Annotated in this window: 10 protein-coding genes; 4 read left to right on the top strand and 6 right to left on the bottom strand. The window is 62.7% G+C overall.

Features of this window, described 5'->3' with window-relative positions:
* Positions 1-309: 309 nt before the first annotated feature.
* The gene (locus M0H32_RS16490) at positions 310-1050 is read right to left on the bottom strand and encodes a DUF3750 domain-containing protein (protein WP_248155960.1); all 741 of its coding nucleotides are present in this window, start codon (positions 1048-1050) and stop codon (positions 310-312) included.
* 479 nt (positions 1051-1529) lie between these two features.
* Between M0H32_RS16490 and M0H32_RS16485 the strand changes: the two genes are divergently transcribed.
* A complete protein-coding gene (locus M0H32_RS16485; RefSeq protein WP_248155958.1) occupies positions 1530-3377 on the top strand; it encodes an ABC transporter ATP-binding protein in 1848 nt (615 codons plus the stop codon).
* 395 nt (positions 3378-3772) lie between these two features.
* On the opposite strand, the gene M0H32_RS16480 is transcribed toward M0H32_RS16485, so the two are convergent.
* The 4 genes from M0H32_RS16480 to M0H32_RS16465 all read right to left on the bottom strand — a co-directional run bounded on the left by M0H32_RS16480 (position 3773) and on the right by M0H32_RS16465 (position 8829).
* The gene (locus tag M0H32_RS16480) at positions 3773-5389 is read right to left on the bottom strand and encodes a thiamine pyrophosphate-binding protein (RefSeq protein WP_248155956.1); all 1617 of its coding nucleotides are present in this window, start codon (positions 5387-5389) and stop codon (positions 3773-3775) included.
* Positions 5386-6660 (bottom strand): CaiB/BaiF CoA transferase family protein, encoded by a 1275-nt coding sequence (locus tag M0H32_RS16475; RefSeq protein ID WP_248155954.1) that lies wholly within the window; start codon positions 6658-6660, stop codon positions 5386-5388. The genes M0H32_RS16480 and M0H32_RS16475 overlap by 4 nt, the downstream gene beginning before the upstream one ends.
* Before the next feature lie 416 nt (positions 6661-7076).
* Positions 7077-7931, bottom strand: a complete 855-nt coding sequence (locus tag M0H32_RS16470) for a CE1 family esterase (protein ID WP_248155952.1) — start codon at positions 7929-7931, stop codon at positions 7077-7079.
* A gap of 112 nt (positions 7932-8043) precedes the next feature.
* A complete protein-coding gene (locus tag M0H32_RS16465) occupies positions 8044-8829 on the bottom strand; it encodes an ion channel (protein WP_248155950.1) in 786 nt (261 codons plus the stop codon).
* Positions 8830-9043: 214 nt separating this feature from the next.
* Between M0H32_RS16465 and M0H32_RS16460 the strand changes: the two genes are divergently transcribed.
* Both M0H32_RS16460 and M0H32_RS16455 read left to right on the top strand, forming a co-directional pair.
* Positions 9044-9805, top strand: coding sequence for an SDR family oxidoreductase (locus M0H32_RS16460; RefSeq protein WP_248155948.1), 762 nt, complete (start codon positions 9044-9046; stop codon positions 9803-9805).
* A 127-nt stretch (positions 9806-9932) separates the two neighbouring features.
* A complete protein-coding gene (locus M0H32_RS16455; protein ID WP_248155946.1) occupies positions 9933-10997 on the top strand; it encodes a bifunctional transcriptional activator/DNA repair enzyme AdaA in 1065 nt (354 codons plus the stop codon).
* A 12-nt stretch (positions 10998-11009) separates the two neighbouring features.
* Here M0H32_RS16455 and M0H32_RS16450 read toward each other — a convergent pair whose 3' ends face one another.
* Entirely contained in the window at positions 11010-11618 is a 609-nt protein-coding gene (locus M0H32_RS16450) for a hypothetical protein (protein WP_248155944.1), read from the bottom strand.
* Positions 11619-12003: 385 nt separating this feature from the next.
* Here M0H32_RS16450 and M0H32_RS16445 point away from each other — a divergent pair, with 385 nt between their 5' ends.
* Entirely contained in the window at positions 12004-13101 is a 1098-nt protein-coding gene (locus M0H32_RS16445) for a carboxynorspermidine decarboxylase (RefSeq protein ID WP_248155942.1), read from the top strand.
* Positions 13102-13122: the final 21 nt, after the last annotated feature.

Below are 13122 nucleotides of genomic sequence, written 5' to 3'. Positions count from 1 at the left end.
CGATGTCCGGGTTTCCGGCCAAACCGGAAAATGCCATGCAAAGCCGCCCCCTGCACGTAAGCAGTCTTTCAACTGCCGCCTCAGTCTGGTCATTCCTGCGCAGTGCAGCAGATTTCAGCTCTTGGAATGCCTTCTCTCCAAATCGCCGGTCCTATGCGCTGACGACGGCCGAAGAATCCGTTTCCCCAAGATCGGTACTGGCATTCGACCGCTGGCTTCCGCGATGCTTCAGTCCGAACAGCGCCAGGTCGGTATCGACCCCGACCCAAAAAAGGACCGGGATCTTCTGTCCCGCCTCATGTTGTTTGCTCAAAACCCCACCCGTCCCACCATGGGTAACTTGATCGACAGGTCCTTGACATCAACGCCATAAGTCAGACCAAGCAGGTTGACCTCAAGGCCCTCTTCCCAGGCGATCAGGACACCCAGAAGGCCGGACAGGGAGAGTTGATAGCCTGTGCCGCTCGGGGCTTTGGCCCAAAGGCCGGTTGAGAGGAAATCCTTGCCCACCGCCGTCGGGGGCAGGTCCAGTCTCAGCTCAGGGACGACACGGCCGAGATGGGCGATGAAGGTGTTCGAGTTGGGACCCGGCCAGACGGTGTATTCGTCATTGTGGCGGTAGTCGCTGATGGCCGTCTGCAGCCTTGCAATGGCGGCCTCCGCTTCCCGGCCGCGAAAGTCCGCAATCAAACTGGGCTCCGAACCGAACCAGCGGCTGTCCGGCGCGCGGCGCGAAGCGGAAACGGCTTGCCCGCCGTAGCGGACTCGCCAGCCTGTCACCTCATATGTGGTGAAATACTCGGCCTCGGGCGCCTTGATGGAGATCCAGCTGTGCACGCCGAAATACCCCCGCCAGCTGACGGCCCTGGCGGCATAGACCTGGATCACGGCTTGCCGTTCAATCCGAGGATCAGGCGCGATCCCGAGGGGCGCCCGGCTGGCGCTCCGCCAGTTTTCCGAGACCGTGTGCAGCCCTGACACCACGACAGCCAGCCAGAGCCCGAGATTGAGAAGCAAGAAACCCGCACTCCAGATCAAGAACCGACGCATTGCCTCTCCAGTGTTCCGGGCATTCCCGCATTCCTGTTACGGTAAATAGGACCCGGCCCGATCCCTTCAAAGCCAATCACATTCCTGCGATGGGGACCGCTCAACAGGCTCAGAGGACATCCAGCTCATTCGGCAGCAACATCACCGCCACCACTGTGGCACAATTCACACGTGCATACCGTGATGATCCTCCCCGTGGCACTTTCAGCTTGATCCGCCCCGAACAACGGCTACGGTGGTGTCGGTCCACAGGCACATTTCCGAGCGTGCGGCCATTCCTCGTTGTAAAGCCATCACAACCCCAGAGAGCCACATGCGAAATCTCGGTCCAATCTAGACCGGCACGCAGACCACATTCGGTTCCCGTGTCGGTATCAGCGTTTCATCCGTACCGCCCGCGACCCGTTTCTCTCTTTGAGCCACTCCGTGCCGGTACGATTCCCTTCCTGAATCTCAAAGCCAAACGGAGCACCGGACCGATGAACACGGTCTTTTCCTATCTTGAAAACATTGTTTCACCCTTCAAACACCACGACGGAACGCCGCCGCCGTCCGAGTTGAGCGCGTTTTACTGGCATTTCGTCCGTCAGATCTGGCAGCCGCTGGCCTGGCTGATGGTGTTCGGGTTTTTTGTCTCGATCATTGAGGTCGCCCTGTTCGATTATCTCGGGCGGATCATCGATTATCTGAACACGACCGGTCCGGACCGGCTGCTCGCCGATCACGGCAGCGAACTGATCTGGATGCTGGTGGTGGTTGTCCTGCTGCGCCCGCTGTTCGGCGCGGGCCACACGATGATCAAGTTCCAGATCATCGAACCAGCCATGACCAACCTCATTCGCTGGCAGACGCACAAACACGTGCTCGGGCAGTCCCTGTCCTATTTCAACAATGATTTTGCCGGGCGGATCGCCAACAAGATCATCCAGACAGGGCCTTCCCTGCGCGGCTCCGTCGTCTCGCTGATCGATGCGATCTGGTTCGTGCTGATCTATGTCACGGCGGCCGTCTATCTGTTTCTCGGGGTCGATGCCTGGCTGATCCTGCCGCTGGCCGGCTGGCTGATCATCTATGTGGGGCTGCTTGTCCATTTCGTTCCGAAGATCAAGGAACGCTCGGCGATCATGTCCGAGGCGCGCTCGAGCCTGACCGGACGGATCGTCGACAGCTACACCAACATCCTGACCGTGAAGCTGTTTGCCGCGGGCCGGATGGAGGAAGCCTACACACGCGAGTCGCTGGAGGACCACACACGGAAGTTCTATGAGATCCTGCGGCCGCTGACGCTGATGGTCATCCTGCTCTGGATCGTCAACGGCATCTTCATCGCGTCCTTGAGCGCACTGGGGATCAGCCTGTGGCAGGGCGGTCTGGTCACGGTCGGCTCGCTGACGCTGGCGATCACACTGTCCGTGCGGATCGTCAACATGTCCGCCTGGATCATGTGGATCACGACCGACATTTTCGAAAATGTCGGAACGGTGCAGGAAGGCATGCAGACGATCTCCCGGCCGCACACGCTGGTGGACCGCGCGGACGCGAAACCGCTGGCCGTTTCCAGGGGCGAGATCGTCTTTGACCGGATCCGGTTCCATTACGGTCAGGACAAGGGTGTCATCGAGGACCTGTCGCTCCGGATCGCGCCGGGCGAAAAAGTCGGCCTGGTCGGACGCTCGGGCGCCGGCAAGTCGACCCTGGTCAACCTGTTGCTGCGCTTTTACGACCTTGAGGGCGGGCGCATCCGGATCGACGGCCAGGACATCGCCGCTGTCACCCAGGACAGCCTCCGGGCGCAGATCGGCATGGTCACCCAGGACACCTCGCTGCTGCACCGCTCGGTGTTCGACAACATCGTCTATGGCCGGGCCGGTGCAAGCCGGGAGGAAGCCATGCGGGCGGCCGAAAAAGCCCATGCCATGTCGTTCATTCCTGATCTTCAGGACTTTCGGGGGCGGCAGGGGTTGGACGCCCATGTCGGCGAGCGCGGTGTCAAGCTCTCCGGCGGCCAGCGCCAGCGGATCGCGATTGCCCGGGTGCTTCTGAAGGACGCGCCGATCCTGGTCCTGGACGAGGCGACCTCGGCACTCGATTCCGAAGTCGAGGCCGCCATTCAGGAGAGCCTGTTCGACCTGATGAAGGGCAAGACGGTGATCGCCATTGCCCACCGCCTGTCGACCATCGCCGCGATGGACCGGCTGATCATCATGGACCAGGGCCGGATCATCGAAGAAGGCTCCCACCAGGCGCTCCTGCAGAAGGGCGGGGTCTATGCCCAGCTCTGGAACCGGCAGTCGGGCGGGTTCCTGGACCCGGCGGCGGTGGCGTGAATGAGAAAGCTTCCCGTGGGGGCGAGACAGCCTTCACGGGAAGGAGATGCGGGATCCTGGCGAAACGAGATCGCCGGCCCAGAAACAAACCTGGCCACTTGCCCCTCTCACTGGGCAAGGCAATTGTGTTTGCAATTTCTCGCCAAAACTGAGGTGAAAGACGTTACCTTCGGTGTCATCCCGGCCAAGCGCAGCGCGAGCCGGGACCCGCTTGCCAAAGCCCACGATGCGTCTTCAAGGGGTGCCTTTGTTCCTGCTCTCTGCAAACGAGTAGGCCCCGGGTCTCACTTCGTTCGCCCGGGGTGACGCCGGTGTTTGGGGCGTGTCTTCTTCGATTGAATTGCAGGGGAAGTGGGACACAATCCGTATTCGCAATGCACTTTCAATCCGCCCCTCTAAAACGCCCCGTCATAGGCTCGCCGTTCGATGCGGCAGGCGAGCAGCGTGAAGCCGTCGCGTTTCAGGGCGTCCTCGGCTTCGCTCCTGAGAGTATCCGCATCCTCCACCCAGACCCCATGCCCGCCATAGGCCCTGGCGACCGCTGGAAAATCCGTTTCGCCGAAATCGACGCCGACATTCGGCCGCTGGCTGCCGCGTTGCTTGAGTTCGATCAGGGCTAGGCTGGTATCGACCAACACGCAGATGATCACCGGGATTTTCAGATCGCGCAGGGTGGAGAGTTCACCGAGGCACATTTCCAGGCCCGCGTCGCCGACAAAGGCGATCACCGGCGACTGACCCTCGACCAGGCGGTGACCCATGGCGAGCGGGACGGCGCAGCCCATGGTGCAGAGCGCGGAGGATTGCAGCATCTGGCGCGGCATCGGGCAGCGCCAGATCTGGCTGACCAGAATGCGGTGGGCGCCGCTGTCGGCGGTGGCAACGGTGTCGTCGGGCAGGACGTCGCGCAGCGTGTGGAAGACGGTGCCGGGGCCCCAGCCGGAGGCTTCGGGCGCGAAGGCAGCCTCGAGGTCGGCTCGGGTCCTTGCCGGCTCGCCGCCGGTCCAGGACGGCGCGCCCGGGTCGCGGACCTCGCCCATCAGTTTCAGGACCGGCGCCACGGCGCCCCTCAGCGTTGCGGCAACCGAATGCATGCCGTGGGTCCTGAGCACCGGGGTGATGTCGATCACCGGCGCGTCGGCGGACCAGGGGTTGCGCCAGTTGATGCGCATCTCGATCGGGTCGTAGCCCAGGAGCAGGATGCAGTCCGACTGGTTGATCAGCGGCAGCAGATGCCCGTCCGCCTTGGGCGAAAGGCCCGCGCCGCCGAGCGCCAGCGGGTGGGTTTCGTCTAGCAACCCCTTGCCCTTGTAGGAGGTCACCAGCGGCACCCGGAAAGTCTCGCAGAACTGGGTGATTGCGGCGGACGCGCCTTCGTTGACGGCATCGACGCCGGCAATCGCAATTGGGCGTTTGGCCTTGGCGATCAGGCTCAGCGCGGTTTCGAGGTCGCTGCCGGGCAGCGGCTGGGTCGCGACGGGGGCCGCCTGAAAGGCCTGGCTCCAGGGCTCGGCGGTCTCGCCTTCGGCGACCTTGATCGGCACGTCGATATGGACCGGTCCTGGCTGGCCGTCGAGGGCAATGGCGAGGGCCTTCTCCATCATGACGTCGAGCGCACCAAGCCGTGCGGAAAAGCTCGCCTTGACGATCGGGCGCAGCAGCTGCTGGTGATCGAACACCTGGTGGGTGTAGCTTTCGGCTTCGCCCTGGTCGACACAGCCGGTCAGGAAAATCAGCGGCACCCGGTCCTGCCAGGCATTGGCGACGACGTTGATGGCGTTGGCCGCGCCCGGACCGAGCGTTGCGAGCAGAACGCCCGGCGCGCCGTCCGCATGCCAGCCGCCTTCGGCCATGAAGCCGCCGGCGTTTTCATGTTTGACCAGCACGAATTTCAGCCCTGCCTGATCTAGCGCCTGCATCAGCGCCAGCACCTCGCCGCCCGGAATGCCGAAGGCATGCCGGCAGCCCGCCGAGGCCAGTTTTCCCGCAATGATGTCCGCGCCGGTGGTCATTTCTTTGTCTGTCCTTCTGGTGCCGTTTCAAGGCCAACAATGCCGCGTGTCGCAAGCTCTGCAAGGGTTTCGGGCGCAAGGCCCAGATGCCGGGTCAGCACATCCGCTGTGTCCGCGCCGAGCAGCGGCGGCGCGGCGCGGTAGCTGACCGGGGTTTTTTCCAGGTTGATCGGCGAGCCGATGAGGTCGACGGCGCCGCTCAGGGGATGGGGCAGGGTGATCTTCATCTCGCGCGCCTGCACCTGAGGATCGTCGAACACCTGTGCCAGGTCATTGACAGGGCCGCAGGGTACACCGGTCGCTTCCAGCTGGGCGATCCATTCGGCGGCGGTCTTTTCGATGGTGAGGCGGCGGATGATCGGCACCAGCTCCTTGCGATTGCGCACCCGGTCGGCATTCTTGGCAAAACGCGGATCCGCCGCCAGCTCCGGCGCCCCGGCGACAGCGCAGAATTTCTGGAACTGGCTGTCATTACCGACGGCCAGGATGAAAGTCTGGTCGGCGCCCGGAAAGGTCTCGTAGGGCACGATGGTCGGGTGGCCGTTGCCGAGGCGGCCGGGCACCTTGCCGGAGACGAGATAACCCGCGCCCTGGTTGATCAGCCAGGACACCTGGGCGTCCAGCAGCGAAATGTCGATATGCTGGCCCTCACCGGTCTGATGGCGGTGGTTGAGCGCGGCCAGGATCGACACGGTGGCGTACATGCCGCACATGACATCGGCGATGCCAACGCCGCATTTGGTCTCCGTGCCGCCTTCCTCGTCCGGAAATCCGGTCAGGGACATGATACCGCCCATGCCCTGGATCAGGAAATCATAGCCCGCCCGATGCGCATAAGGCCCGGTCTGGCCGAAGCCGGAGATCGAGCAATAGATCAGCCGCGGGTTGATGGTCTTCAGCGTGTCATAGTCGAGCCCGCGGCGCTTCAGATCGCCGACCTTGAAATTCTCGACGAGAATATCGGCCTTGGCCGCGAGATCGGCGATCAGCTTCTGGCCGTCCGTGCTGGCCAGATCAATGGCGACGGACGCCTTGTTGCGGTTGGAGGAAAGATAATAAGCGCTTTCGGCGGTCTCGTTGCCTTGCGCGTCCTTCAGGAAGGGCGGCCCCCAACCGCGTGTGTCGTCGCCCCGCCCGGGCCGCTCGATCTTGATCACCTCCGCGCCGAGATCGCCCAGGATCTGGGTTGAGGTCGGCCCGGCGAGAATGCGCGAGAGATCGAGGACAACAAGGCCGGCAAGGGCGCCGGGAGCGGGGGTATTCTGGGACAAGGGCGGACCTGGCAATCGGGATGAAACACGTTCGGCGGAGATGGGCACAGGCAGCTGGGGACGTCAACTGCGGCGTTGTGCGGCGGCGGACACGGCGGCTCACATTTTGGTTAGAGGTTCGCGAAAAGCAGAAGCCTTTCCGGCGTCATCCCGGCCATGCGCGACGACGAGTTGGGAAGGCGCTGAAGGGAAACCTTGGGGTGACGAAAGGCTTCCTGTTTTCCGTTGCACAGCCACATTCCGCAGTGTCACCCCGGCCTTGAGCCGGGGCCTACTCGCCGGGCCGCTTGCAAAAGCTGTCGGGCATTTGTTGCCGGGGTTGTCTCAAACAAGAACCGCTCTGGCAACGAGTGGGTCCCGGGTCGCGCTGCGCTTGCCCGGGATGACACCCGTAGGGGAGCGATGTAGCCCCGCCCCTACCCCTTCTTCGTCCAGCCTTTCATTTCGCCGAGCTCGTTCCAGGCGCGGCGGATGAAATTGGCCTCGACGCTGTGGCCGCCGTCGTGGAGGCAGAGTTCGAGGAGGCCGGTCTTGGGCTGCCAGCGTTCGCAGGTCAGCTTGCCGTCGGTGAAGGTTTTCGGCTCGGTCTCGGCGAGGCCGTTCTGGCGGCGCCAGATGGCGAAGCTTTCAAAGACGTCGCCCTGTTTCCACTGGCCCCCGCCAAGCCAGCGGCCTTCCAGCGGCACCACCGTGTCGGTGGTGCCATGCGTGTGGAAGAGATAGGGCGGTTCGGTGGGGCAATCCTTGGGCAGCGGTTCCCAGAAGGCGCCGGCGATCGGCGCATAGCCGGAAAAGCGGTGCGAGTCCTCGCAGGCCACATACCAGGTCATGAAGCCGCCGGAGGAAAAACCGGAGAGCAGCGTGCGCTCGCGGTCGACGCCGAAGCGCTTGGAAAGGTCGTAAAGCACGTCCTCGAAAAAGGCCGTTTCGTCGCGGCGTTGACGGGGCGCGGTCGGGAAGGACCAGGTGCCGTTGACGCCCTGGACGGCGACGAAGGCAACGCCGAGCTCGTCGGCCATTTTCTGAAAGCTCTTGTTGCGGATCGCGTTGACCGCCTTGCCGCGATGGCCGTGCAGATAGAAGATCGCGCCGAGCGGCTGATCCGCGGGATGGTCTGTCGGCAGGTGAATGTAATAGTCGCCGCCCTTCAGCTCGCACGGGATCTCCTCGCCGCAGCCTGTGTCGCCGGCGGCCTGGGCGGTGCTCGCGGCCAGCGACAGCGCCATGGCACAACAAACGGTTTTCCAGAAGGACTTGCAATGTGTCTGCATCGACCAACCCTTTCAGCGCTCACCGGGGCGTTCCGGTGCCGCCGGTAAGGATGGGCCTCGGCGGACAATTGTCCAGCGGTCTGTCTTCACAAATCAGCGAGAGGACAAGCGGTCATTCCCAGGCGCCCTCGGTCGGGATGTTGATCGTGCGGCCGCAATGCTTGCAGTGGACGGCGTCCGGGTCGTGCCGGTTGAGACCGCAATCGGGGCAGGCATAATTCACTTTGGTCGGGCGGAAGATGGTCTGCACCAGCCGCAGGAACAGGGCGACGCCGAAGATCATGATCATGACCGTCATCAGCCGGCCGACGCTGTCGGTCATGGTGATGTCGCCGAAGCCGGTCGTGGTCAGCGTGGTAACCGTGAAATAGAGCGCGTCGAGGTAGTTGTTGATGTTCGGATTGCGGTCGTCCTCGATGACGAAAACGATGGCCGTGACCACGAAGATGAACACCATCAGATTGACCGCCGACTGAAGAATGTCCTCGTTGCGCCGGAACCATTTCGAGGACTGGCGCAGCTCTTTCAGCAAGTGATAGGAGCGCATCAGACGGAGCATGCGCACCACGCGCAGGAAGGCGAAATTCTCCAGGAAGGCCGGAGCGATCAGCGAGGCGATGACCACCACATCGGCGAGCGAGGTAAAGCTGAAGAAATCCCGGCTCGGCCTGGACGAGGCGATCAGCCGCGCGACATAGTCGAGCAGCAGCACACCGGCAATGACGTAGTCCAGCTCGTGGTGCAGACGGGCCGGGTCATAGACCGAGGACACGATGAAATAGCCGATCGTGATCAGGTCGAAGGCCAGCAGGACATAGCGGAAGACGCGTGCCTTCAGGCTGCCGCCGAAATACATCTGGCGCAAGACTTTCTGCATCGCCGATTTTGCCGCCGCCATCCGGTCAGCCCCTTCATTCGCTTTTTCGTGCTGTGCGATCAAACCACTAGAGACGGTCCCAAAAGTCAATTAGTCAGTGCGGTTCGCGGTCGGCATTCGTGCAGATGCTGCAGGACGCTGCTGCAAAAGCGCTGTTTATTCCTGAAGGCCGCCGCATTATGGTCCGCAATAGAATACGACCGGCCAAGGAGCCGGACCAAGCAGGGGACGTTACATGTTTGATTTGTCGGGGCAGGTTGCCCTGGTCACCGGCGCCAGCCGGGGGATTGGCGAAGCCGCCGCCCGCAGCCTTGCGAAATACGGTGCCAAGGTGGTGCTCGCCGCCCGTTCGGCCAAGGATATCGACCGCATCGCCGCGGAAATCCGGGAAAGCGGTGCCGAAGCCGCATCGGTCACCTGCGATGTTGCCAACTATGAAGACGTGCAAAAGGCCGTCCAGCTGTGCATCGACACGTTCGGTGGCATCGACATTCTGGTGAACAATGCCGGCGTGATCGAGCCGATTGCCCGGATCGAAAAGTCCGATCCGGACGCCTGGGGCCAGGTCATCGATATCAACGTGAAGGGCGTCTATCACGGCATCCGTGCTGTCGCGCCGCACATGCTGAAAAAAGGCGCAGGCACCATTGTGAACATCAGTTCCGGTGCGGCCACCGGCGCGCTCGAAGGCTGGAGTCAGTATTGCGCTTCCAAGGCCGCCGCCCTGTCGCTGACCCGCTGCGCCGACAAGGAATTCGGCGACCAGGGCCTGCGCATCGTCGGCCTCAGCCCGGGCACCGTTGCCACCAAGATGCAGGTCGACATCAAGGCGTCCGGCATCAACCCGGTTAGCCAGCTCGATCCGTCGGTGCATATTCCGGCCGAATGGGTCGGCGAGGCGATCTCCTGGCTGTGCACGGACGCGGGCGATGCCTATCGCGGTGTCGACTGTTCCCTGCGCGACGAGGATGTCCGGCAGTCCGTCGGCCTGGTCTAGTTCACAACGTCAACAGCAAGCCTTGTTTTCGGAGTGGAAGGCACGGCCCGGAGCGACTGGATGGGCATCTGAAATAGATGCCCGATTTCCGGCTGAATTCGCGTGGCTGTGGGCGTATGGTCGGCTCATGCTGATGACAAGACCCTCTTTCGACACCCTTTACGAGGCCCTGCTCAACCGCGATCCGTCCTATGACGGACGCGTTTTTGTCTGTGTCGCCTCGACCGGCATCTTCTGCCGTCTCACCTGTCCGGCCCGCAAGCCGAAGCCGGAAAACTGCACCTTTCACGAGACAGTCGGCGAATGCATCGAGGCCGGGTTCCGGCCGTGCAAGCGCTGCCGGCCGACGACACCCGAGGCAAGCGCCGACCCGGTGGTGAAGCCGCTGATCGAGGCGTTGGAAAAGCGGCCGGCCTATCGCTGGGGCGAGCCGGATCTTGTCCGCATGGGTTTCGACCCCTCGACCGTTCGCCGGGCCTTCAAGCGCCATTTCGGCATGACTTTCCTGGAAATGGCCCGTCAGCGGCGCCTGCAGGAAGGCTTCTCGACGCTGGCCGGAGGCGGCAAGGTGATCGATGCCCAGCTCACAGCGGGCTTTGAATCGCCGAGCGCCTTCCGCGAGGCCTTTGCCCGCATTCTCGGTCAGGCACCCGGAACCTTCTCCTCCAAGCCGTTGCTTTATGCCGACTGGGTATCCTCGCCGCTCGGGCCGCTGGTCGCGGTCACCGACCGGACGCAGCTGCATCTTCTGGAGTTTCTCGACCGCAAGGCCCTGCCGGCGGAATTCCGCAAGCTGCAGGGCTATGCCAAGGGCGAGATCGGTTTTGGCCGCACCGGGGTGACGGACCAGATCCAGGCGGAGCTGGACCGGTTCTTCGACGGCACGGGCGGGTCCTTTGAGACAAAGCTCGCGCTCCATGGCAGTGCCTTCACGCGGGATGTCTGGCGGGAACTCCTTTCGATCCCTCCGGGCGAAACGCGCAGCTATTCGGAACTGGCCCGAAAACTCGGCCGGCCGGAAGCGGTGCGGGCGGTTGCTCGCGCCAACGGCGCCAACCAGCTGGCCCTGGTGGTGCCGTGCCATCGGGTGATCGGTGCGGACGGCTCGCTCACCGGCTATGGCGGCGGCCTGTGGCGAAAGCAGCGCCTGATCGAGCTGGAACAGAGCTATCGTGGCAGCGCAGCGGATTGACGCTGCTGAAACTCACTCCCGGTTCGGCATGCGGGCCGTGCGAGCCGTGGTGTCGTGGCCATACAGCGACGGGTAGCGGTGTTGCCAGCTGATATTGCCCTGCGGATCGTAGCTCAACAACAGGCCTTCATAGCTGTCCAGCTGGCCGCGCGGATAGCTGGAGCGGTGCCGGGCGGCGCTTTGCATTTCCGTCGGCGCAACCACATAGCAGCCCGTCAGCCGTGCAAACGCGCTGATGAAGGCGTGACCATTGCCGGAATTGACGCCGTAGGCCCGCAGGGCGGCGCCATCGCCGTGGCTGGCCGTTTGGGCGCCGGCGATGCGGGCGACGAGACAGCCGCGAAACCAGATCTTGAAAACCTTGTTTTTCACATCCGCCCAGGGAGACATCGTGTTGATGTTCAGCCCGGTGCCGATCTGGAAGCTGCCGGGCGTGCCGTGTGCGTTGAGGATCAGGTTGTCGAGACGGTTTCCGGTGGCGCGGGCAGCGGCCGCTACCACCTTGTCGACGAGCGCACGTTGTGTGTCCGTCGCGGCAACCGCTTGTGTCACATCCATCGTGAACAGCCGGTTTGAGCGGGCGTCGTTAAACACCATTGAGGGTGAGGTTATCGTAATCATCAGCCGGTCCTTTCCAGGTCTCGGTCATATGCTCAAGCCCACAAACACCTGCCGGCAGGCGCCAGACGCCACCGGTCTTGATCCAAGCGCAGGATAGAACCGTTCGGCACTTACCCCAGTGATTGCGAACACATAAATTGGCTTTCGCCGAAGGAAAACCCGGCGCTTGAGGCAGGAAAAGTTTCCCCGCCGCCTTGATGACACATGCCCTGAGACGCTATCTGTCCCTCCCGGAACCGGTGCCGACCTTCGTTGGGCGCGGGTAACCGTCTGACCTGACGTTGGCGCCAGGGCTGTTTTCGGCTCTTGCAGACGTCCCGAGACCATGTATCCCGCGGCCAATTTCACCAGAGGCGGCCGCCTCCAGCAGCGACGTTAGACAGACATGCTCCAGACCCCCTACTACCTGATCGACAAGTCCGGCCTGCTCCGCAACCTGGAAAAGATCGCCTATGTGCGTGAGCGCTCGGGTGCCAAGGCGCTGCTGGCGCTGAAATGTTTCGCCACCTGGTGCGTGTTCGATTTCATGCGCGACTACATGGACGGCACCACCTCGTCCTCGCTGAACGAGGTCCGCCTCGGCCATGAGCGGTTCGGCAAGGAAACCCATGCCTATTCCGTCGCCTATGCGGATTATGAAATCGACGAAGTGATTTCTCACGCCGACAAGATCATCTTCAACTCGATCAGCCAGCTGGAGCGCTTCGCCGACAAGTCCACTGGCATCGTGCGCGGCCTGCGGCTGAACCCGCAGGTGAGTTCTTCCAGTTTTGACCTGGCCGACCCGGCACGCCCGTTCTCGCGTCTCGGCGAATGGGATGTCGCCAAGGTGGAAAGGATCATGGACCGGATCAGCGGCTTCATGATCCACAACAATTGCGAGAATGCCGATTTTGACCTGTTCGACCGCATGCTCGGCGATATCGAGGCAAAATTCGGCTCGCTGTTGAAACAGGCGGAGTGGGTCAGCCTTGGCGGCGGCATTCATTTCACCGGCGAGGATTATCCGCTGGATCGCTTCGCCGACCGGCTGAAGGCGTTTTCCGAAACCTACGGCGTCCAGGTCTATCTGGAGCCGGGCGAAGCCTCGATCACAAAGTCGACGACGCTGGAAACCACCGTGCTCGACACCCTGTTCAACGGCAAGAACCTCGCCATCGTCGACGCCTCGATCGAGGCGCATATGCTGGACCTCCTGATCTACCGCGAGAGCGCCAAGGTTTCACCGAACGAGGGCGATCACCCCTACATGATCTGCGGCAAGTCCTGCCTTGCCGGGGACATTTTCGGGGAATTCAGGTTCCCGAATGAACTCAAGACCGGCGACCGCGTTTCCATCCAGGACGCGGCCGGTTACACGATGGTCAAGAAAAACTGGTTCAACGGTGTGAAGATGCCGGCCATCGCGATGAAGGAGCTGGATGGCACGATCGTGCCCGTCCGCGAATTCACCTACCAGGATTACGAACAAAGTCTGTCCTGAGACTTGAACCCGAACACCCCC

Origin of the sequence: Roseibium sediminicola (assembly GCF_023156505.1) — a bacterium.
GTDB lineage: Bacteria > Pseudomonadota > Alphaproteobacteria > Rhizobiales > Stappiaceae > Roseibium > Roseibium sediminicola.
This window is presented reverse-complemented; position numbering and strand designations above follow the sequence as displayed.